The following is a 23,172-nucleotide window of genomic DNA, read 5'->3' as shown; positions in this document are numbered from 1 at the left end:
GAAATAGTTGTCCAAAATAACCCTTTTTTCTGCATATTTTGCTACATTTGCTTATTTTTGCACTATAATTTTCTGAGTATTTAAAATATAATAATAGAATACTATTGAAAGAGATAGTTGTTTTCTTATGTACATCCTGAATAAATTTTAAAATTTTTCATATTAAAAAGGATAAATATAGGAATTTATCTTATTAACTGTTATAATACAATAAATTTATATTAACCTGTATTAATACAATGTGTGATCATTAAGGGGGATGGGCATGACAATTTTAAATGGATTAAAAATACTGGATTTTTGTTCTCTATTACCGGGACCACTTGCTACGATGATGTTTGCAGACTTAGGGGCAGAAGTCATCCATATTGAATCAAATCGCCGAGTGGATTTAATGCGTATAATGCCGCCTTATGATGAAGAGAAGGAATCCTACATTCATCAGCATTTAAACCGCTCGAAAAAATCACTGCAACTAAATCTAAAATCTGAAGAAGGCATTGAAATTGTTAAAAAGCTTGTGAAGGATTACGACATTATTATCGAAGGTTTTCGCCCAGGTGTCATGAAGCGTCTAGGCATTGATTATGATACATTGCGTGAGATTAATCCGCGCCTTATTTACTGTGCAATCACAGGATACGGTCAAACGGGTCCATACGCAACACGCCCAGGTCATGATAATAACTATTTATCAGTTGGCGGGGTATTGAATCATTCACGTTTAAAGGATAAAAAGCCTGTTGCGATGGGGATTCAGATTGCGGATATTGCCGGGGGGACAATGCATGCTGCCATCGGAATATTAGCTGCGGCACTGCATCGTGAAAAATCCGGTGAAGGGAAATTCATTGATGTATCTATGACCGATGCCATGTTTGCGATGAACGCGCTGTACGGCACTCAATACCTTGGAAGCGGGCGCCCTCCTCAGCCGGAAGAGGAAATTTTAAATGGCGGCACATTTTATGATTATTACCGGACAAAAGACGGGCGATATTTTTCAGTCGGCAGTCTAGAGCCGCAATTCCGTAAACTATTATGTGAAGCGTTAGAAATTCCGGAGCTTATTGACAGCACATTTAATGACTCATCCTATACACAGCAGCGATTTAAAGAGGCAGTAACGGACGCCTTTTGCACAAAAACATTTGATCAATGGCTGGAAATTTTTAATGAAGATTTCGAAGGTTGCGTAGAACCCGTACTTACATTTGATGAAGCATGCAACCATCCACAAATCCAAGCCCGCAATATGCTCGTAGATGTGAAAAAATCAGATGGCTCAACACAGCGCCAAATCGGCACAGCCTTAAAAATTAGTGGAGTCGAGCCTACGTACCAATATGTTGGGGCAAAAATGGGTGCACATACTGAGGAAATTTTAAAAACATACGGCTATACTCAAGAAGAAATTGAAAAGCTCAAAGCAAATGGTGTGTTAATTTAAATAAAAAGGTGAATCTAGATTCCAAAGAATCCGTTGATTCACCTTTCTTCCATCCTACTTTTTATCGTTAACGGGTTACCATAACCCGATGCTCAATAAACTGACGCAGATTATAAAAATGAGCAGGTACGAGTAAATATTTCTTATATACAGCCAATAACTTTTCCACTAAGTTATCTTCCTCTGCATAAAACAGGATTTTCAACAAATTGCAAATATGTTGGGATGTCATTAGAGCAATTGCATTATATGGACTTCGTGAATCCAAATATTCAATTTGCCATGTCGCCAGCGATTCACGAACTTTATGAATGGAACCATCTACTAAAATGGCAATATCACGTTGAATCGTTGCCTCAATTTTATGTAAAATATCCTCATAGTCATCAGATTGCAGCAATTCGAAAATAACTGTACAAGTTGCAAGCTCATAATTTCTCAAAAGCTCAATTCCTTGTTCAAATTTCTCCTCTTTTACTACGCTATCTATCAGTTCATAAAACACATGCTCTATATAATTTTTCCGGTAATGCTTTACGAGTGCATCCGGCTGAGGATTCATACTACTTAAAACGTCCGTATATTCGACGACAAGCTCGATGGCGTGGTTATTCAGTCGTTCTTCCTCAATTAAGTACATCCCCTGCATTAAAATATTCCTGTAATCCTTTTTAAATACGGCCTCTTGAAATAGCATATAACCAAGCAACGTATACTCTTTGTTATTGAGTGCAAATTCCCCGGTCGACCAATTTCGCTGAAGGGCATAGATGCATTTGCGGAGCTTTAACATATGGCGGCGTCCACTCGTAAAATGTGTGCGTACATTCAATAGATGGAGCTGCTTTAATTCATCGGATTTCGGATTTTCAAAATCGATTTTCTGTATGAGCTTATGAACGATTGTCGCCACCCGATTAACGGTCAACTGCTCGGCAAGCAGTGCTTTAAAAGTTGCCATTAATTCCACAGGGCGCGAGATTTTCTTCAAAGGAAGCTGTAAAAATACTGAATATATTTTTTTGGCGCCAATCACTTGCCAGAACTTTTCATGCTCACAATAGATGGGCTGTACAAAAAATTGATTGTTGACTTTATAAACATAAATTTTATTAAGCCCTGTTTGTGGACGGGGTGTACGAATAGCCTTTGCAAAGATAAATTCTATTAACTGTTCAAATTCGACTTCCCCTTGCGTATGTAAAAATGTGAATAGTTGTTTTCTGTTTTGTGGCTGTGCAAAAAATTGCCCCAACTTTTCATTGGCCATATCGACATTCATATTTGCCTTGCTAAAAGAATCGTAAAAAAATAAATCAAATTTATCCCAATAATATTTCACTAGCTGAAAACAAAATTTCTCCGCACGCTCCTGCTTCAACAAAAAAGTGTCACTATACATGGGAGCGCCCCAAATAGGGAGGTTTTCATCAAACAGAGATGGTTCTTCCAAAGCTTGCTCAAGCTTCTCCCCTATTTGTCCGTTCGTTTGTTGGAAAAGCTGCTCATCATATGAAAGCAACAACAATATCCTCCTCCTTCCCTTGTCTTTTCTCTATACAAAAATATAACAAAATTTAGAAGTACATGAAAAGGAAATTTATTTTTTCCCATAAGAAAAGCATACCGATCTATTAACGCAACTCCGTATCAGAATGGTAGTAAACTCATACGACTGCGGGTAAAAACCGATATGCCCTTTCACTATTTAGTATGCACTATAAGGTGTCACAATGAGTTTCGTTGGATTTGCTTGTACTGGCATGCTGCGTGTTGCACGGTCATAGAAAACGAATACCATTTTTTCAGTCAATTCGCTTCGATCCACTCGCTTCCCAGTTAAATCCACTATTTCTGTTCCTTCATTAATATGGAGCTTGAGATTCAACTGTTCGCAATAGAGCATTTTATCAAACGCACCAACACATACTTCTCCTTTTTTATCATACTGATCATAAATAACGAGCAGTGGCGTAATATGTGGGGGCGAGACCATTGGCGATGGACTTTTAGAATCAACGAACACAATAATTTTTGCCTTCACCGGGATGGCTGAAATACCAATTTGATAGCCGTCCTTTGTCATTAATGGCGTTTTTGACGTAATTTGAAAGATTGCCTTTTTGCTGTCGTCCTTTTCACTTACGGCCTCGATAGTCCCCACACCTGACTGAACTCCAATGGAGATGACAACTGCTTCTATTTTCCTAATTAATGGTTGCATAGCATCACCCCTTCTGTTTTTCTATTACAATCCTGTTTCCCGAAAAGCAATTGAAAAAAACTTCCAGTACTTAAGCTCCTTAATCGTACTGGCGTTTAATTGTTTTAAAGAGTCTAGCCTTTTTTAGAAGTGATTTCGGCATTTGAACTGTAGCAGTTACGACACCGGGATGACGACCTATTTCAATTGAGCCTGTTATTGTCGCACGGTTTCTCACTTCATCCACTGTCATTTCAAATAGTTTCGCTGTACGCTCCAGTGCATTGTCTGTTGCTATATTTAAATTTTGTCCTGTACCAACTATTGACAATGGGAAACTATCTTCCACCTGCTTCACACCGAATTCCTCCGCCAGTTCGCGTGCCTTGCGTTTCTCTTCTTTAGTAAACGGTTTCGCCGTGTACGGTAAGTCCTCTTCATTAGGTAGAATAATTGGCCCTTCCAAATTCACTTTCTTTAATACACTCACCTGCAGCTGCACAATCCCTGCTACATCTGTCGTATGCCCGGCAATTTCTCCATCACCTTGCATTGCATGCATATCCCCTACATAAACACCTCCGCCCGGTACCTTTACCGGACAGATTACTACCGCCCCTTCACGAACGCGGTTAATATCCATATGTCCATCTGTACGGTGAATATCAAGTTCATCTTCCGTCATCGTAAACTCATGTGGTGCTCCAATTAAGAACGTGCCAAAATCACCTGCATTATGGGAATCCGGCATTGCCTTGGATGGTGTTGTTCCTAGCTGCCCGACAAAAGGGCGCATTCTTGCCATCACACCAATTAAATCACTTGGTCCAAACGACGTAATTGGATTTTGAATGGACTTTTCCGGTGTTCGCATAAAATTCTTTGCATCCAAGGCGATTCGACGTGCTGCTTCTTTTCCAACAGTCAATCCGATTTCGCCTTTTGAATTAAATGTCATCGTGTAGCCATTCGAGATTTTAAACGGTGTCGTATCCGTACCACATGTCACACATTTTACCGACTCCTGCCCAATACCTTGTACGACGGTTGTAGGATGCAACTTACCGCAGCCCGGACATTTCACCTTCACAAATGGATCTCCGATAAATCGATCTAGCTGTGCTTCATCCGTACCTGAAGAAGTAGCAATCGATGTCACTTGAATGGACTTAATCTGGATAACGATTGCGTCCCCTACTTCCGCGCCTTCCACATACACAGGTCTTGTCACTTCATGTCCACCTCGAATGGTCGGTGTAATCATTGGTCCCCAACACCCAGGTGCTGTATTAGCGATAATCGTGCCGCCATCCTTTACCGGTCCCAGCATCGGTGCATTTGGATTTAGTATCCCATCTGTAAATTCATTGACGAATAATGTTTCAGCAGCTTCAATAGCTGGTTGCTCTGGATTCAATAAATCCTCTTGTTGTTCAAAATTAGGTGCAAGATCATTTAACATAAAAAAACCCTCTCCCCTTTAAATTGTATGTATATTCAGTAAATTTCAAATGTATTTCGTTTCTGTTCATAAAAATATGCTCTTACTCTATTATACAATTTTTTACATACTAATATCGAGGTGATTTATTAACAAATGTAAAACATTTCTTTATCTTATATAATGATAATAAGAAGGAAATTATTCAATATAAGAAGGGGGTAGCATTGTATGAACCAAAAGCAGACCGAGCAGTTATGGCGGGAGGAAAAATATCGTGTCATGTTCCATAGCCAGAACCACTATAATGCGATCCGACAAGCAATGAAGGATAATTTATCATATGACGAGGTGGCTCAGCTCATCACGGATGCACATAATCAAACAGCGACAAACGGCAGTATGCGCAATGCATGCCAGCATATGTGGGGATACTTTAAAAAATGTGCAAGTGCCGAAGAAAAAATGCAGTATGAACGATTGCTGGAGGAAACAGATTTTACTGGACTATTACAATTACTAAAAGGATTGGCTCAAAAATATGAAGTAAACTATTTACTGGAAAGTCGTATTTTGAAGGATTGAATGATTCGGGATCGATGCTTCCTGAAAAATAAAAAACCTATAAAAGCGCTTTTTATTTCGCTCTTATAAGTCGTTTGATTAATATTTATATGATTGTCCGCCATCAATTGGAATAACAGCACCATTAATGAAGTCAGCTTGATTGGATAATAAAAATGCCACTAAGTAACCTATTTCTTCTGGCTTACCAAAGCGTTTCATCGGATTGCCCTGGACAAATTGTTTACCGGCTTCTTCCCAGTTATCGCCGCCCATTTGACGCAAAGATCCTTCGACCATAGGTGTCATAATCGCACCAGGGGCAATTGCTTTTACAGAAATCCCGAACTCACCATACTCTACCGCGGAGTTTCTTGTTAACCCAACTACGCCATGCTTACTCGCAGCATATCCTGACTGATTTCCCACCCCGCGAATACCGCCGACAGACGCCGTATTGACGATTGTTCCATAGCCTTGTTCCTTCATTACCTTTAATACATACTTCATACCGTAAAATACGCCATTTAAGTTGATTGAGACAACTTTTTGGAACTCATCGGTCCCATAGTCTTCTGTTAAATTTTGTTTTCCTTCCACTCCGGCATTGTTAAAGAAGGCATCAATCTTGCCGAAGCGTTCCACCGTTTGATTGACAAAGTTCTCTACTTCGCTTTCCGTTGCCACATTTGCTGTAACTAGAAGTGTCTCCACTTTTGGCGCTACCGCTTGTACCTTTGATTTCGTATCATCTAATCCGGCCTGGTTAATATCAACAAGCACTAGCTTAGCGCCTTCTTTTGCCAGCTGTAATGCTGCAGCCTGTCCTAATCCCGAGCCAGCACCCGTTACAATTACGACCTTTTCTTCAAAACGATTCATGAGTTGTCCTCCTTTATAATAAAAAGCTCTTCATTCAGAATTTATTATTTTCTTTTTAACTGAAATTTATAGCTCTAATAAGGAATTTAGTTTTCTAAATATTAAATATGGTAAGATGATGGAAAAACAAGAGGCGAGCCAACTAATAAAAAATGTTTGTTCTTTTAGAAATGTATCTAACGATGTAGAGCAAATGGGCTAGAACGCAGAAAAAACCCTTCAAGCATTGGCTTCCAAGGGTTTTTTAAGATGGTTTTTTTGTTGTTTTTATTACAAACTAGAACTTTATAAACCTGATTTGATACATTTATGGGAGAAGTAGGATGGTATTATTTACGGCCGATCGCCTATCTCTAAAGTGCAATTAATAATTTACTTTATATATTCACAACAAATGAAGCTTCTGTCTTTTCTTTAACTTCCTCTAATGTAACTTCTGGTTGTAATTCGATGAGAATCATTTCTCCATTCTTAAAATCGAAAACTGCTAATTCAGTTATTAATCGATGAACGACACCTTTACCTGTAAGTGGAAGAGAGCAAGTTTGTTTAATTTTTGCTTCACCATGTTTATTCGTATGCTCCATAATCACAACAACTTTTTTTGCACCTACTACTAAGTCCATTGCTCCTCCCATACCTTTAACTAGTTTTCCTGGAATCATCCAGTTAGCTAGATCACCGTATTGAGAGACTTCCATTCCACCTAAAATCGCTACATCAATATGTCCTCCACGGATCATAGCAAAGCTTTCTGCACTATCAAAATATGAAGCGCCTTTGCTAGCTGTAACAGTTTCTTTACCCGCATTTATTAAATCCGCATCAACTTGCTCTTCCGTAGGGTAAGACCCAATGCCAAGCAAACCATTCTCAGACTGTAGAAACACTTCATAATCTGAAGGTATATTATTCGCTATCAATGTGGGCATTCCGATGCCTAAATTTACATACATCCCATTTGAAATTTCCTGAACAGCACGTTTTATAATCACATCTCTAGACACTATGCATTCTCCTTTACAACGAGACGTTCAATGCGTTTTTCATAATTTTGACCAACTACTATACGCTGAACGTAAATACCCGGTAGGTGAATAAAGTCCGGATCTATTTCTCCAACCTCTACTAATTCCTCCACCTCTACTATAGTTATTTTAGCAGCCATGGCAGCTAATGGATTAAAATTCCGAGAGGTTTTTCGGAATACTAAATTACCACTCTTATCTGCTTTCCATGCTTTAACTAAAGCAAAATCCCCTTTAATTGCTTTTTCTAATAAATACACTTCACCATCAAATTCTTTCACTTCTTTACCTTCTGCAATAGGTGTTCCAACGCCTGTTGCAGTATAAAAACCGGGAATTCCAGCACCTCCAGCTCTAAGTTTCTCGGCTAAGGTACCTTGTGGTGTTAATTCGACTTCTAGCTCTCCTGAAATAAATTGTTGCTCAAAAGTTTTATTCTCACCAACATAGGATGCAATCATTTTTTTTATTTGTTTATTTTTAAGTAATAAACCTAATCCAAAATCATCTACTCCACAGTTGTTACTCACAACGGTTAAATCTGTTACATCCTTTTTTTCTAACGCCGCAATTAATTTCTCAGGAATACCACACAGACCAAATCCACCAGCAATAATAGTAGAACCATTCGTAATATCCTCGACTGCACGTTCAAATGAATCGTATACTTTCTTCATTTCAACCCCCCTGAAAAGATAACTCTAATTTTTTTGAGAACTTAATTTTAAGGCTTATGATAGTTCTAACTCTAATACGCTGTAACTTAAGGTTTTCCCATGCGTGTCCATTGCTAATGATGTAGTAACTCCCGTATCTAAAGCTTCGTGACAAATAAATTGCAATGCTCCTAGAGAAGGAATTTCATAACGCTCAACATCACCTAAGACGATGCCTTGTAAGTGTTCTTTCACTTTGTCGACTGTTACTTGTTCTAAAATCAATGGATAGTTCTCTTTTTTGAAAGCAATAATTGACATAGTTAAAGTATTACCTTTATCACCAGTTCTGCAGTGTGCCACCTCATATAATTTCATTGAAATGAACCTCCTTCTTTTCAGTACTAATTTCGATTTGGTTCTCCTCAATAAAAGTAGAAACGATACCTACGACATCCAAAATATTTTTACGCGCCCCACCGCCACCAGCTGGACCATTTGTATATAACGCTTCAACTTCCTCACCAATTAATTCTGCTAAACTTGGACTCTGTGTCTTACCAGCAACTCTAAGTCGAACTTCATAAGGTTCTATTTGTCTGAATGCTTTTCTATGAGTAGCATTTACACCAATCAAATCTACCCTAAAATCTGTGTATAAATGACGAATTCTTTCAGAAATGATCTCCCCAGCTAACTCAGCACGTGCTAATGCATTTTCTCCAGCATATGAGATTTCGCCTTCACCAATAAAGCCCGCATTATAGCCAATACTTACTTTTAGTTTTTCAGGCTTCCCTACGGCGGTAACACCACTTACTTTAATAGTGCCAGGATTAACTTCTTCAAAAACCACTTTGGAGAAATCGGCAATGATATCAGGTGTTATATATGCAGTAGGATTCAAAACTTCATAGAGCAGTTGTTCTTTCATTGTTTGTAAAGTAATTTGACCACCTGTATTTTCAACCTTGCTAAAAATAGCTGTTCCATCATTTGATACATCTGCATATGGGAAACCAAGATTTGCTAAATCAGCAACATCTTTTTTACCTGGGTCTGCAAAATATCCTCCTGTAAGCTGACCTGCACATTCTAATAGATGGCCAACTACTGTTCCCTGTGCTAAATAATCTAATTCATTAAGCTCCCACTTAAATTCATGAATCATCGGTGCTAAAAATAAAGATGGGTCTGCAACACGCCCTGTGATAATAATCTGAGCATCTGATTGTAAGGCAGACAATAATGCATTCGCGCCAATATAAGCATTTGCAGATAAAATTTCCCCATATTCACTTAATAACTTGCCTGTTTCCCACACCGTTTCATCTAATGAAATTTTTGAAAGGACATCGTCTCCAGTAACCACAGCGACTTTAATCGGAATTCCTAGCTGTTTTGCTATCTCCAAGATTTTTTCCGCTCCTGCTTGTGGGTTAGCAGCCCCCATATTCGTAATAATTCGTGTTGCTTTGTTTTTTAATTTAGGCAGTAAGCTTTGCATACGCTTCTCTAATAGAACATCATACCCTAATGAAGGATTAGCTTTTTTCCTTTTTTGCGCTAACGCTATCGTTCGCTCTGCCAAACATTCTAGAACTAAATAATCTAAATTACCTTTTTCTAATAAGATTTCAGCAGGCTCGATACGATCACCAGCAAACCCAGTACCTACGCCTATTCTAATTGTATTTTTTTTCATATAGATATCGCCCCAATCAATACAGCTACTATTGTCATAACAACCGTTGTCATAAACGCCCACTTAAAAATAAATTTTTGATGATCTACTAAATCTACTTGTGCTAATCCAATTAAAATAAATGTTGAAGCAGTTAAAGGACTTAATGGGAATCCAACTGTCATATGACCTAAAATTGCTGCTCGTCCAATTTCATGTGGATTAATGCCCAATGTAGAAGCAGTTTCGGCAATTACAGGTAGCACCCCGAAATAATATGCATCAGGTGTAAAAACAAGACTCAAAGGCATACTAGTAATTGCTACAATTACAGGTAAAAAGCGCCCCATAGAATCAGGAATAATATTTACTAATGCAAGTGCCATGTCTTCAATCATTCCTGTACCATTAAGTATTCCTGTAAAAATACCTGCGGCAAATATCATTGTAGCAACTAAAAGTACACTCTTAGAATGTGCAGCAATACGCGCCTGTTGGTCATCGTGTTTTGGATAGTTAACCATTAATGCGGCTACAAAAGCTAATACAAATAATATTGGCATCGGTAACCATGCACCTACTAAAGAAACTAATAGTGCAATAGTTAATAAAAGATTATAAATAAATAATTTTGGTTTTCTTAATTTCTGTTCTTCTTCACTAACGGAAAATTGCAAATCTGATTCATCTAATTGAAGAATACCTAAACGTTTTCTTTCCTTTAATCCGATTAATGCCGAGGCAATAATAACCCACACAATTCCGGCTATCATTGCAGGAATGACAGGATTAAAAATATCTTTAGCTTCCGCACCTAAAGTTGTCATGGCACGTGCCGTTGGACCGCCCCATGGAACAATATTCATTACACCCGCACCTAAAGCGACAACACCAGCTAAAACTAATCTATTAATTCCTAGTTTTTTATAGATTGGTAGCATAGCCGAAATTGTAATGATAAACGTAGCTGAACCATTACCATCTAAATGTACTACCATTGCTAAAATAGCTGTTCCCACTACCACTTTTAAAGGATCACCTTTTACAACCTTTAAAATGAATTTAATCATTGGGTCAAATAATCCTACATCTAACATCAGACTAAAATATAAGATAGCGAACACAAGCATAATACCTGTTGGCGCAACCGTTGATAATCCACTTAACATCATCTCGCCTAGCTCTAATCCAAATCCCCCGATTAGACCAAATATTACTGGCACCATTACTAATGCGACAATTACCGAAACTTTTCTTGTGAATATGAATATTAAAAATACACTGATTGTTAGAAATCCTAATAAAGCCATATAATCCCTCCTTTTTTCTGCTTTGTATACAGAAAATTCTATTACAAACAACATTATTAGTAAAAGGAATAATAGGAATATCAATCATTCCCAATGAGCATATTAAATTATTTTTTTATTAAACTAATGAATTTTTCTAATACAAACGATTTGTATGAATCTTTTAAAGTTATGAAGGAAAGCTTCCACAACAAAGGTTCGCCTTTAATTTTAATTAACTTTATATTAGGATTAAGATTCTTTTTATAGATTGAACTCGGAAGTAATGTAACACCATTACTAGAGACTGTTAACTCTAAAATTAAATCCCATTGAGAACTTTTATATACAATTTCTGGTGAAAAACCCGCTTCTTTACATGCATTAATAACGTAGTCATGTAAAGTGAATTCTTCCGTGAAAATAATAAATTTTTCATCTCTTAATTCGCTAATTGAAATTTCTGCTTTAGATGCTAGTACATGATCTTTATGTAAGAAAACAAAGAACTCATCTTCAATATAAGGGTATATATCATACATGTTATTTTTAAAGTATGGAGAGACAACTAATGCTATTTCTACCTTTCCATCTAAAACTATTTCTTCGAGCTTTTTTGCTCCACGTTCGAATAATTCAATTTTTATGTTTGGGAACTTATCATTAAACGTTTCAGCTATTTCCGGGAAAAATAAAGTTCCAATTAAAGGTGGCATACCTAATTTCAAACGCCCAACCTCTATATTTTTACTCTTTTTGATAAGTAAGTGTAAATCATCAATCGCATAAAGAATCTCTTTTCCTTGTTGGTAAACTAACATTCCTATATCTGTTAACTTAACTTTTTTGGATTTTCTGTCGAGCAGGTCAGAAGCCAATTGTTTTTCTAAGCGCTTAATACTTTTACTTAAAGAAGATTGCGTAACATACATTTCCTCAGCCGCTTTTGTAAAGCTATCATGATCTATGACTTGAATAAAATTTTGTAAATCTCTAATTTCCATGTTGAATTCCTTTCATTTGTAAGAATGGATTTATATTTTATGCACTATCCTTATTTATTTCTTTATTTCTTTTGGACTTCAAAATCGCAATTTATAGTTAAAATAATACAGAAAAAATATTTTAATACACTTTAACCTTACACTTTTCCTATTCTAAATCCATCAGTATCTTTGTACTAATTCTTTTATTATCCATTTGATTCTGATTTTGTTCGTAATCGGTTGACTAAAACTGATTTATTGCACGATTGTTATTTTGATTCAATTCTAACGTGAGTAGCATAAAACGAATGATGTAAATCTTGAGAATTATCAAGCTGAAATTGAAGTGTTAAAAGTGAAGAAGGAAAATAAAAAATCACCAAATCCTTTTCACCAAAGGATTTAGCGATTTTCGCCTATTTTACTTATTACATCTAACTGCTGAAATAGGAATAAACATTTCGTAATTTTTTGATTTTAACTTCTATATTATAAAATACAAACTTCTAATACTTGTTAAAATAATTGTTTCTTCTTTCAAAAGAGCAATCGGTCAGTTGCGCTTATTCCCTTTGTTTTTATTTCCCGTGTTCCTCATGCCTAGCGCTCGCTTTAGTAGGTTCAACCGTCCCGAATGGATGATTTGGTGGTGCATAAATTGTATAAAGCTTTAATGGCATCTGTCCTGTATTTGTAACATTATGCCACGTTCCGGCAGGCACAAAAATCGCAGAACCATCAAATACCATTCTATTAAAATTCAGGTTATCTTTTGTTTTCCCCATTTGGGTAATCCCCTGGCCCTGCTCAATCCGAATGAACTGGTCCACATGTGGATGCACCTCTAGCCCAACATCCTCACCAGGATTTATGCTCATTAATGTAAGCTGTAGATGATTTCCTGTCCAAAGAGCGGTACGATACGTCTGGTTCTGTCTCGCCGCTTCCTCAATATTGATGACAAACGGATTTTTTCCATAATCTTTTAAAACTACTCCCTGATGATTTGAGGCGTCGCCCTGCCAATTATATGGGGCTGTAGTATTTACCCACATTGGATAATTTACATTACCTGGCGTACCCCCATATGGGTTGACCGGTATATGTGTAGGATACTGGTATTGCTGATATGGGTACCCATAAGGATAATACATTTTACCATTCCTTTCGAAAATTCATTCTATTATCATATGCTTTGTTTTTTTAAATGGTTTTTAACTCTTGCACAAGATCAAATAACGGGACTGTCCGTTTATTGAATTCATCTACGTTTAATGCTGCATCTACTGCTTCACGGACTTTCCGTTCTTCGTCGGCATATTGTTTGGCAAATTCCTTCGCTTCTTGCATAGTCGATTTATACTTTGCGACAAGCTCATTAATGTTGTTTAGCTCCACTTCTGTTGGATGGCAGTGCTGAGCGATGTCGAAAATTTCATCGCCAGGACGATTCTCATCCGGGAAATATACATGTGGCTCAGTACTATCAAATATACAGAACTTTAATTCAGGCAAAATGACCATATCAATCGAATTGGAATCCAACCCACACCATACGAGCTGCACATCATAGCCACGACTCTGTGCTTCTTTTGCCAATTGCTTCATCATCGAGGATTTCCCTGTCCCAGGATACCCTTTGATGAAAAGCCTCTTTTCCAGGTTTTGCGTAATACTTTGAACGGTATCACGTGCTCCTGCCGGTGTTAATGTTCCGAGTAGCCTGTGGGTCAACTGACTGGATTTATCTAATTTCGTGTCACCGAATAATTGATTCATCAAATCGGCAAATTGCTGATTCAATCCGTTCCAATTCATATACTTCCTTGTTTCCACTTCCCAGTCATCATGAATATGAATCGCCTTGGAAAGTGCAGCAAAGCATTGATTATAGTAGGTTTGTTTTTTTTCATTCAAAGAGAACAACGCTTCATTCGCCGAAAGCTGTTCTTCATCCACACAGTCATAAAGGGAAATGACATGATCCCGTCCCCCAAGAATAGTAGGTTCTATTGAAGGATTGGTTGCCTGAAGAATTAAAATCCGATACGGCGCTTGAATAAAAATGCCTTCAACCGTGTCCTCAAATAACGGGTCATGGAAATACTCGATACTAGCGCCCTTTTTAACATAGTAATCACCGATGTTTTGAAGCAGCTCGGAAACTTTGAAGCCGTGCGCACCCTTTAGTAAATACACCGTTTGTGCTTCATTCATTAAATCCTTGTATATATTTTTTATGCCCTGCCCTGTCATTGCCTGACCGAAGAAATACTTAACTGTTGTGCTTATGACGTCACCCTTCCATAACCTTGTTAACTTTATTGTTATGTTAAAAGCCTAAAAAAGTTGCCATCTCGCGTAGTATTTAATCTAAAAACGCATGCAATTATGTTCATGCATGCGCTTTATATTCAAGCAGCTCTCTTTAACTCGCTTTGAAAAATAGTTTATGAAGCTGAATTATAATTAGTGGAACTAATGATAAACCATAAATGATTAAATATTGGAAGTTATTCAATCGCGCTACTTCAAATAATCCAGAAAGCAGCACAAAGTTCAGTATTGAAAATCCTAATAAAAATGCAATCCATACAGCTAAATTCGTGAAGATTCCCAGTTTAAAAATGGATTCATCCGAACGGCAATTAAAGCCATGCACCAGTCTTGATAAACATAATGTCGCAAATGCCATCGTTGTGGCGACTGCAGTATCACCTGTCGACAATCCTATTTGGAAGGCGATGATTGTAACCGCCGCAATAATTGCTCCCTCAAATCCTACTTGGGAAACAAACTTCTTATTTAGCAATGGCTCCTTTATGTTACGGGGCTTTTCTTTCATAAGCTTTTTATTATGTGGTTCTAGCCCAATCGCAATTGCCGGCAAACTATCCGTTAATAAATTTATAAATAATAGATGAATCGGTAGAAACGGTGCAGGCAATGCAAAAAGCGTTGCATATAAAACGACAATAATCGCACCCGCGTTTCCGGATAACAGGAATTTAATAGCGTTACTAATATTGGCGTAAATACTTCGACCATTCGAAATCGATTTGACGATCGTCAAAAAGTTATCATCGGTTAAAATCATCGAAGAAGCATCCTTTGCCACTTCAGTCCCTGTACCCATTGCTACACCAATTTCGGCCTGTTTTAGCGCTGGGGCATCATTTACACCATCTCCCGTCATGGCGACTACATGTCCTTTGTCTTGCCATGCTTTCACAATCCGTATTTTATGTTCCGGGGAGACACGTGCATAAACTGAGATTTTTTCTACCTTTGCCTTCAATTCTCTATCTGAAAGCTTTTCGATTTCTTTTCCTTCAATCGCTTCACTCGGATTTTTTAAAATGCCGAGTTTCTTTGCGATCGCCATTGCCGTAATTTTATGATCACCTGTAATCATGACCGGTTTGATACCTGCTTTAATACAATCCGCCACTGCTTGTGCCGATTCTTCGCGTGGTGGATCCATCATTGCGATTAATCCAACAAATGTTAAGTTATGCTCCTCTTTTTCCGTTAAGGTAGGAGAATATACATCTTTATACGTAATCGCCATTACCCTTAGCCCGGCATTTGAGAAGGTTTCATTTACGTGATTTATCTTTTCTACTTGCTGCGTCGTTATGTTGGACCCGCCATGACTTGAATGAATGCGGCTAACACGCGGCAGCAGTACATCTACCGCCCCTTTTGTAATCATAACGGAACGATTTCCCATGCGGTGAACTGTGCTCATTACCTTACGAGTCGAATCAAAAGGCAATTCACCAACACGTTGATGAAGCCCACGTACAATATGTTCATTTAAGTCATATTCACGTCCAAATTTTACGAGTGCCAATTCCGTTGGATCTCCGATTTCCTTATCCTTCATTACAACGGAATTATTGCAGAGTATGGCCAATTCGAGCAGTTTTTTATGGTTTTCATTAGCTAGCTTTAGCTCATTAAAAGGCAGAACTTGATCGCCTGTATAAACCTCTTGAACCGTCATTTTATTTTGCGTAAGTGTCCCTGTCTTATCTGAACAGATAATTGATACACTCCCCAAACTTTCTACTGCATGCAGCTTACGAATAATGGCATTTTCCTTCGCCATATTTGTAGTCCCCACTGCTAAAACGATTGTCACAATCGAACTAAGTGCTTCCGGAATTGCTGCAACCGCCAGCGAAACGGCGAACATAAAGGAGTCAATTAACTCCCGCCCTCGAATAAGATCAAGCCCGAATATAATTAAACAAATAATGATAATGCCGAGTGCAAGACGTTTTCCAAAACGATCCAAGCTCACTTGTAATGGCGTTTTTTTCTCCTGTGCATTGTCCAAAAGAGTGGCAATTTTACCGATCTCGGTATTCATTCCAATAGAAGTAACGACCGCTTTTCCACGACCATTCGTTACAAAGCTCCCGGAGAAAACCATGTTCCTTTTATCGCCTATAGCAAGTTCCTTTTCGTGGATGGTATTCGCTATTTTATCAATGGCTAATGATTCACCGGTTAACGAACTTTCATTTATTTGCAAACTATAGCTTTCAATTACTCTACCGTCAGCACTAATATAATCGCCTGCTTCCAAAACAAGCAGGTCACCGACAATAACATCTCTTGACGGTATTTCAACTACTGCTCCCTCACGGATGACTTTAGAAACGGGTGCAGCCATTTCCTTTAGACTGTTTAGCGATTTTTCCGCTCTTACATGCTGAACAGTTCCCAGTACGGCATTTAAAACAAGTACGATTAGAATAACAACAGAGCTATCTACATCACCAAGAAACATAGAAATAATGGCAGCAGCAATTAAGATAATGACTAAAAAATCCTGAAACTGCTCTAGCATAACTTGAAAGATATTCTTTTGTTTACCTTCTTTCAGTTCATTATAGCCATATTTTTTATGCCGAGAACGTACTTCGTAATCTGTCAGTCCATATGGTGTTACGTCCAGCTTCTTCATAACTTCCTGTACGGTGTTACGGTAATAGTCAGATAAATTCATGAGAACCTCCCTTCAAGTTCTAAGTATAGATAACCACTTTATTTTGTTATTGCATGGAAAATATGAGCACTCTCACAAGAACACTGTATGAGAGTTTTATTGTTAAAATGAATATCTCACAATAAAAAATTCATAAAGTTGAAATTCTGCCTTTTTACTAAATAAAAAAACGTTAATCCCATTAAGATTAACGTTTTGATTGAAGTATTATTTATAATAATTTTTTCTAGCTTGAAAAGCTTTTTTTTCTCTTATTTGTTCTTCCAATTGTGCAATGGCCGTTTTACGTCGCGCATTTTTTTCCTCTAAATTTTCCAATTCTTCAGGAAATGCGAATTCTTTACTAATTTCCGCCTCTTCGATATTTTCTTTCGTATTTTCAATCATCTTCCCTAAACTTAGCGCATTTTTGGACTTTTTATTAAATATATCATGTCTATCATTTTTCATGCTTATTCCTCCTTGTTCCTAATTGAAGTTAGTTTGTTTTTCTTTGATTTTTTTATGCAAAGTGATTTTTCCAAATCAATTCGCATTTAGGTTCGTCACACATGTCACATTATTGTTATAAAAACAATATAAAATAATAAAAAAATACAAAAAAACCTTCAGAAACACTTGCTATTACGGGTTTTCATGTGTAATCGGCTATTTTACATATTTTTTACAACTTTATTAAAATGCCATTTTCTCCATAAACTTGCGCTATAGTATGTATAAGTTCAAAGCAAAGTAGATAGCCTTCTCCATGATTCCACCTTGCAGATCAAACATAGCTGCCAGCATGGTCGAACGTTTATCTATTGATAATTCATTTGGACAAAATTTGGCTAACACCTCTTTTAAACACAAAGCAAGCTCCAGCTATTTCCCAATAATAGCTGGAGCTTGAGACGTTTTTAATTCTTTTTCCCATACCGCTTCGGTGCCTGCATGAGCGCATCCCATACGCCACTAAATGGTGGGGCATAAGCTAAGTCCAGGTCCAATAATTCTTCAAAAGTCATTTCATTGTAAAGGGCTGTAGCAAATACATCAATTCGCTTATCGACACCGTGTTTCCCGACAATTTGCAATCCAACGAGCTTGCGACTTTGTTGTTCGACTAACATGCGCAGCTTCATCTTACTTGGATGAGGATAATAGCTGGCAATGTCGTTCACTTCCATTACATATGCCTCTATCAACGCATTGGACTTATCCGCAGCATCATTAGTTAATCCCGTCATTCCTATTTGTAGATCAAAAAACTTCAAAATGGAAGTGCCTACAATTCCTTTGAATTTTTGATTAAAACCGGCAATATTCAAACCAGCGATTCGTCCTTGCTTATTCGCTGTCGTACCAAGAGGCAAGTAATCATCCTGCTGTTTCAGTCTGTTATAATGCGATGCACAATCCCCTGCTGCATACACATTAGCAATGGATGCCTCCATTTTTTCATTAACGATGAGCGCTCCATTTTCAAGCTTTGCAAACCCTGTCGCAAATTGTGTGTTTGGACGTACACCAGTCGCTACGATAACTAATTCAGTAGGGTATGTCCCCGTTTTAGTACGAATTGCTTCGACAACTTGTTCGCCCTCAAAACCTATTGTCTCTTCATTCAGTAAAACATCCACCCCTTTTGAAATCGCCTCTTCATAAATGATTTTCGCAAGTTCCGGATCTAAAACCGACATGAGCTGACTCCCTTGATGGATTAGACGAACATCTAGACCGCGCTCACGAACCGTTTCGACAACTTCCAGTCCTATATAGCCGCCACCTACGACTGTAACATGCTTCACATTCGGTAATTGTTCCATCAACTTATTCATTTGGGGAATTGTCTTAATCATATGAATTCCTTTTAAATCGGCATTTTCCAGTCGTGGCATTGTCGGCGCAGCACCTGTTGCAATCAGCAGTTTATCGTATGCAAATTCAAATGGCTCCTTACTATTTACATCATGTCCGCTCACCTTTTGTAATTTCGTATCAATTGACGTCACTTCATGAAAGATTCTCGCATCAATGTCGTATTTAGAACGGAATTCCTCGACATCGCGCGCAATGAGTTCTTCAGTATTAGGTACCTTACCGTTAATTACATACGGCAACCCACATTGCCCGTACGAATAAATATCCCCTTTTTCCAAAACAACGATATGTGCGGATTTATTATTACGGACAATTTCCATTGCCGCACTCATCCCAGCAGCGTCCCCACCGATAATTACAACTTTCATCACCGTCACTCCTTGCTTGTTTATAAAACTTATTTTTTTATTTTGTATACTTTTACGAATTTAATTAGTTATATAAGTAAGTTAACTTACAATAAGTAAAGCATATTTCGTTTTTTTTCACACGATTAAGGCTTCTTATTTTCAACATATGGATATCCGGAAGTTGGTGAACTATGGACAAGTCATGGGAAAACTATTTGCTTGAAGAAGCACAAATTGTTTTCAAATATTTATTAAAAATCGGGGCTACAAAGGAAGATGCCGAGGATGTCACACAAGAAACCATTATGAAAACAATTGAATGCTTATCGCAAATTCAAGCAAAAAATTTGCGCGCATGGCTTTTTAAAGTGGCATTACATCGGTATTACACGTTATATAACAAAAATAAAAGATCCGTCTCAAACGACATCGTTGTAACAGGTACTGCCGAGAGCTTAAAGCAATTGCGGGATTTACCTTTCATAAAGGCTTCTTCGCTTGGTGTTGTAGTAGATAAATATTAATTGTAGGCGCAAAAGCATTCTGAAGATGTTTTTGTACTTTTCTTTTTATTATCATAATCTCAAAATATGCTACACTAACTATCAGAAAACTCTCAACTTTTAAAAGGAGCACGAACTAAATGACAAAAACAACAATTGGTATTATCGGCACTGGTGTTGTCGGTGAGCGCATTATTAACCAGGCATTACAAAACGAACACTACGAAATTGCTGCTATATTCGACACGAATGAGGAGCGTACAGCGCAGTTGGCAGAAAAATATAATGTACCGACAACAAATGATTTACAGGATTTACTGAATTTAAAGCCTGACTGGGTTTACATCGGGACGCCCCCTGTCAGCCATGCGACTCTTGCTGAGGAAATTGCGAAGCATGGACTGCATATTTTATCGGAAAAACCACTTGCCCATGATGCTGCAGATGGAGAAACAATGGTACGTGTTGCCAATGATGTAAAGGTGAAAACAGCGATGCACTTCCCATTAATGTATGGAGCAGCCGTACATCAGCTTAAAAAAGAGCTTACATCTGGTATGGGGGATATTACACGCATTGAACTACATACATACTTCCCGGAATGGCCGCGTAAATGGCAACAAAATCCTTGGATTGCCTCACGTGAACAAGGCGGCTTTATCCGTGAGATTTTCCCGCATTATTTACAGCTGACACACCACTTATTTGGGGATCTCAACATTCTCGCTTATGAAACAACCTATCCGGAAAACACGGAGCTATGTGAAACAGGTGTATCTGCTTTAGCAAAAACAACAAGCGGCATACCTGTTGTAATAAACGGACTTGCCGGCATCGGTCAGGAAGAGCGCATTGATTATAAAATTTTCGGTTCAGAAAAAGTTGTCACATTACGTAACTGGTCACAAGTATATACGAGTAAAGCTTACGAACCGGAAGTGGAAGTCCCTGCGAATACAGCACCGGAATCCATGCTGGATGCTTGTAGAAAAGTCCTTTTAGGTGAAGAAGCGTTCATCGTCCCATTCGAGGAAGGCTTAAAAGTACAGCGCTGGATTGATGAACTATTGAAATAAAAATCCTTTGCATTTTGAGCTGTTTGGACAATGCTACAGCATGCCAAACAGCTTTTTTTAGGGGAATTTATTTCGGATTCTGAAATATTTATTTGTAAATAACCCCCTTCTATACTAAAATAGTCATAATATTCATTTTTTAGATTACTATTTGTTAAGGGGGAATTTTTATGGACTTTTTACATTACCCATTTCCGAGTAAGCGCAACACTGTTATCGCGAATCGTGGAATGGTCGCAACATCTCAGCCATTAGCAGCACAGGCAGGTTTGGATATTTTGAAAAAGGGCGGAAATGCAGTCGATGCTGCCATTGCTACAGCAGCAGCCTTAACGGTTGTGGAACCAACATCCAACGGTATTGGAAGTGATGCCTTTGCACTCGTTTGGATGAAGGATGAACTTTACGGATTAAACGCTTCCGGACCTTCTGCTAAGACCATTTCGAAAGAGGCATTAGCTGAACAAGGACACGATAAAATTCCGATGCATGGGGTCATCCCTGTTACTGTTCCTGGTGCTCCTGCGGCATGGGCTTCCTTATCAAAGCGTTTTGGAAAACTGCCATTAAGCGAAGTATTGGCACCTGCTATTTCCTATGCGGAAGATGGCTACCCGATTTCAGCAACACTCGGACAAAATTGGCAATCTGCCTATAAAAAATATAAACAATCACTTACAACCGAAGAATTCCAACACTGGTTTGATACATTTTCAATTGATGGACGCATGCCGGAAATCGGTGAAGTGTGGCATTCACCCGGACATGGAGATACATTACGCAAAATCGCGAAAACAAATGGTGAGGCATTTTATAAAGGTGATATTGCTGATAAAATCGATGCCTTTATGAAAAAACATAATGGCTTTATTTCTAAGGAAGACTTAGCAAGCTATGAACCTGAATGGGTAAATCCGATTAAGGTTCATTATAAAGGCTATGACGTGTGGGAAATCCCTCCGAATGGTCAAGGTATTGTTGCCCAAATGGCACTAAACATTTATCAACATTCAGAGCCGAAATGGCAAGATGCTGAGACATTACATAATCAAATCGAAGCAATGAAACTTGCCTATACAGATGGGAAAGCATTTGTTACAGAAAGCAGTGAAATGCCGGTCGATGTGGAAACATTATTATCAAAAAACTACGGGGAATCTCGTTTTGCAGAAATTATGGATACAGCAATGGATCCTAAGCCATTTGACATTCCGAAGGGCGGAACGGTGTATTTAGCGACTGCCGATGCGGACGGCAATATGGTGTCTTATATTCAGAGTAACTATATGGGCTTCGGCTCCGGTATTGTCATTCCGGAAACAGGTATATCGCTACAAAACCGAGGTTATGACTTCTCACTTGATGAAAATCATCCTAACTTCTTAAAACCTGGTAAACGTACCTATCATACAATTATTCCTGGATTCCTAACAAAGGATAATCAGGCTGTTGGTCCGTTTGGTGTAATGGGAGGCTATATGCAGCCACAGGGACATTTCCAGGTGATTACATCTACAGTAGATTTTGCTCTCAATCCGCAGGCAGCTCTTGATATGCCACGTTGGCAATGGATGGGTGAAAAACGAATTGAAGTAGAGCCGCATTTCCCTAATTATTTAGTTCAGGCGTTACAACGTAAAGGCCATGACATTCATATTGCAGTGGACGGTGGCAGTTTCGGACGCGGGCAAATCATTTGGCGTGATCAAAAAACAGGCGTCTTGTATGGCGGAACAGAGCCGCGTACAGATGGGTCAATTGCCGCTTGGTAAAATGTAAATAATAAAAAAGCACCTCATTTCGAACGACTCCCAACAGTTGGTGGCGTAAAGTTCAATGACGAGGTGCTTTTTTTATTTTTATTGCTCTTCTACTTCTGTTGAATCAGCAAATAATTCTTCTTTACAAAAGGCCAAAATTTCTGCTTCCTCATCTTCTTCCAATGCGAAATCCAAAAACTCATTATTTGCTTTATCCATAATAAAGTAGTTTACAATGCGTACATTTTCTTCGATTACACCAACGATGACACGGATTTCTAAACCTGCTGCAGAATATAGCTCGTCTTCCTCATCTACTTCTACATCTAATAAAAACTCATATCGCTTACCTTCAATAATATTTGTTGGATCTAAGATTTCTTCTACTGAAAACTGTGTAATATTCATATTTGTACT

General features: G+C 38.1%; 21 protein-coding genes. 5 read left to right on the top strand and 16 right to left on the bottom strand.

Annotated elements, in window-relative coordinates; genetic code table 11:
* Window positions 1–265: 265 nt before the first annotated feature.
* Window positions 266–1,450 (top strand): CaiB/BaiF CoA transferase family protein, encoded by a 1,185-nt coding sequence (locus tag MHH95_RS05260; protein ID WP_339214727.1) that lies wholly within the window; start codon window positions 266–268, stop codon window positions 1,448–1,450.
* Between the two features lie 67 nt (window positions 1,451–1,517).
* Here MHH95_RS05260 and MHH95_RS05255 read toward each other — a convergent pair whose 3' ends face one another.
* From MHH95_RS05255 to MHH95_RS05245, 3 genes are all read right to left on the bottom strand, one after another.
* Window positions 1,518–2,972, bottom strand: coding sequence for a Fe-S-cluster redox enzyme (locus MHH95_RS05255; protein ID WP_340726665.1), 1,455 nt, complete (start codon window positions 2,970–2,972; stop codon window positions 1,518–1,520).
* Between the two features lie 186 nt (window positions 2,973–3,158).
* On the bottom strand, window positions 3,159–3,674 hold the full coding sequence (locus tag MHH95_RS05250) for a hypothetical protein (RefSeq protein ID WP_339214724.1): 516 nt from the start codon (window positions 3,672–3,674) through the stop codon (window positions 3,159–3,161).
* A gap of 79 nt (window positions 3,675–3,753) precedes the next feature.
* Entirely contained in the window at window positions 3,754–5,115 is a 1,362-nt protein-coding gene (locus MHH95_RS05245; RefSeq protein WP_340726664.1) for an acetamidase/formamidase family protein, read from the bottom strand.
* 210 nt (window positions 5,116–5,325) lie between these two features.
* Here MHH95_RS05245 and MHH95_RS05240 point away from each other — a divergent pair, with 210 nt between their 5' ends.
* Window positions 5,326–5,679, top strand: coding sequence for a YbgA family protein (locus MHH95_RS05240; RefSeq protein ID WP_340726663.1), 354 nt, complete (start codon window positions 5,326–5,328; stop codon window positions 5,677–5,679).
* Window positions 5,680–5,757: 78 nt separating this feature from the next.
* Here the strand turns inward: MHH95_RS05240 and MHH95_RS05235 are convergent, their stop codons facing one another.
* From MHH95_RS05235 to MHH95_RS05180, 12 genes are all read right to left on the bottom strand, one after another.
* Window positions 5,758–6,540 carry a glucose 1-dehydrogenase gene (locus MHH95_RS05235; RefSeq protein WP_340726662.1) on the bottom strand — a complete coding sequence of 261 codons (783 nt, stop codon included), beginning with the start codon at window positions 6,538–6,540 and terminating at the stop codon, window positions 5,758–5,760.
* 377 nt (window positions 6,541–6,917) lie between these two features.
* A complete protein-coding gene (locus MHH95_RS05230) occupies window positions 6,918–7,550 on the bottom strand; it encodes a 3-oxoacid CoA-transferase subunit B (RefSeq protein WP_191701692.1) in 633 nt (210 codons plus the stop codon).
* Window positions 7,547–8,245: a CoA transferase subunit A gene (locus MHH95_RS05225; protein ID WP_191701644.1), complete on the bottom strand. Its 699-nt coding sequence runs from the start codon at window positions 8,243–8,245 to the stop codon at window positions 7,547–7,549. Before MHH95_RS05225 ends, MHH95_RS05230 begins: the two co-directional genes overlap by 4 nt.
* Window positions 8,246–8,299: 54 nt before the next feature.
* Complete coding sequence (locus tag MHH95_RS05220; protein WP_225231387.1) at window positions 8,300–8,602, bottom strand: AtuA-related protein; 303 nt, start codon at window positions 8,600–8,602, stop codon at window positions 8,300–8,302.
* The gene (locus MHH95_RS05215) at window positions 8,589–9,929 is read right to left on the bottom strand and encodes an acyclic terpene utilization AtuA family protein (RefSeq protein ID WP_191701645.1); all 1,341 of its coding nucleotides are present in this window, start codon (window positions 9,927–9,929) and stop codon (window positions 8,589–8,591) included. The genes MHH95_RS05220 and MHH95_RS05215 overlap by 14 nt, the downstream gene beginning before the upstream one ends.
* Window positions 9,926–11,218 (bottom strand): CitMHS family transporter, encoded by a 1,293-nt coding sequence (locus MHH95_RS05210; protein WP_340726661.1) that lies wholly within the window; start codon window positions 11,216–11,218, stop codon window positions 9,926–9,928. The genes MHH95_RS05215 and MHH95_RS05210 overlap by 4 nt, the downstream gene beginning before the upstream one ends.
* A gap of 107 nt (window positions 11,219–11,325) precedes the next feature.
* Window positions 11,326–12,201 carry a LysR family transcriptional regulator gene (locus MHH95_RS05205; protein WP_191701647.1) on the bottom strand — a complete coding sequence of 292 codons (876 nt, stop codon included), beginning with the start codon at window positions 12,199–12,201 and terminating at the stop codon, window positions 11,326–11,328.
* A 560-nt stretch (window positions 12,202–12,761) separates the two neighbouring features.
* Complete coding sequence (locus tag MHH95_RS05200) at window positions 12,762–13,337, bottom strand: cupin domain-containing protein (protein WP_191701648.1); 576 nt, start codon at window positions 13,335–13,337, stop codon at window positions 12,762–12,764.
* Between the two features lie 49 nt (window positions 13,338–13,386).
* A complete protein-coding gene (locus MHH95_RS05195) occupies window positions 13,387–14,400 on the bottom strand; it encodes a nucleotide kinase (protein ID WP_340726660.1) in 1,014 nt (337 codons plus the stop codon).
* Window positions 14,401–14,611: 211 nt separating this feature from the next.
* A complete protein-coding gene (locus tag MHH95_RS05190; RefSeq protein ID WP_340726659.1) occupies window positions 14,612–17,203 on the bottom strand; it encodes a cation-translocating P-type ATPase in 2,592 nt (863 codons plus the stop codon).
* A 207-nt stretch (window positions 17,204–17,410) separates the two neighbouring features.
* Complete coding sequence (locus tag MHH95_RS05185) at window positions 17,411–17,653, bottom strand: spore protein Tlp (RefSeq protein WP_340726658.1); 243 nt, start codon at window positions 17,651–17,653, stop codon at window positions 17,411–17,413.
* A gap of 449 nt (window positions 17,654–18,102) precedes the next feature.
* The gene (locus MHH95_RS05180) at window positions 18,103–19,434 is read right to left on the bottom strand and encodes an FAD-dependent oxidoreductase (RefSeq protein ID WP_340726657.1); all 1,332 of its coding nucleotides are present in this window, start codon (window positions 19,432–19,434) and stop codon (window positions 18,103–18,105) included.
* Window positions 19,435–19,607: 173 nt separating this feature from the next.
* Between MHH95_RS05180 and MHH95_RS05175 the strand changes: the two genes are divergently transcribed.
* The 3 genes from MHH95_RS05175 (at window position 19,608) to MHH95_RS05165 (ending at window position 22,767) form a co-directional block, all read left to right on the top strand.
* On the top strand, window positions 19,608–19,940 hold the full coding sequence (locus tag MHH95_RS05175; RefSeq protein WP_340726656.1) for an RNA polymerase sigma factor: 333 nt from the start codon (window positions 19,608–19,610) through the stop codon (window positions 19,938–19,940).
* A 119-nt stretch (window positions 19,941–20,059) separates the two neighbouring features.
* Window positions 20,060–20,995, top strand: coding sequence for a Gfo/Idh/MocA family protein (locus tag MHH95_RS05170; protein ID WP_340726655.1), 936 nt, complete (start codon window positions 20,060–20,062; stop codon window positions 20,993–20,995).
* Window positions 20,996–21,165: 170 nt separating this feature from the next.
* Complete coding sequence (locus tag MHH95_RS05165) at window positions 21,166–22,767, top strand: gamma-glutamyltransferase family protein (protein WP_340726654.1); 1,602 nt, start codon at window positions 21,166–21,168, stop codon at window positions 22,765–22,767.
* A gap of 87 nt (window positions 22,768–22,854) precedes the next feature.
* On the opposite strand, the gene MHH95_RS05160 is transcribed toward MHH95_RS05165, so the two are convergent.
* Window positions 22,855–23,163 carry a DUF6509 family protein gene (locus MHH95_RS05160; RefSeq protein ID WP_340726653.1) on the bottom strand — a complete coding sequence of 103 codons (309 nt, stop codon included), beginning with the start codon at window positions 23,161–23,163 and terminating at the stop codon, window positions 22,855–22,857.
* Window positions 23,164–23,172: the final 9 nt, after the last annotated feature.

The organism is Solibacillus sp. FSL K6-4121 (genome assembly GCF_038002585.1).
GTDB lineage: Bacteria > Bacillota > Bacilli > Bacillales_A > Planococcaceae > Solibacillus > Solibacillus faecavium.
This window is presented reverse-complemented; position numbering and strand designations above follow the sequence as displayed.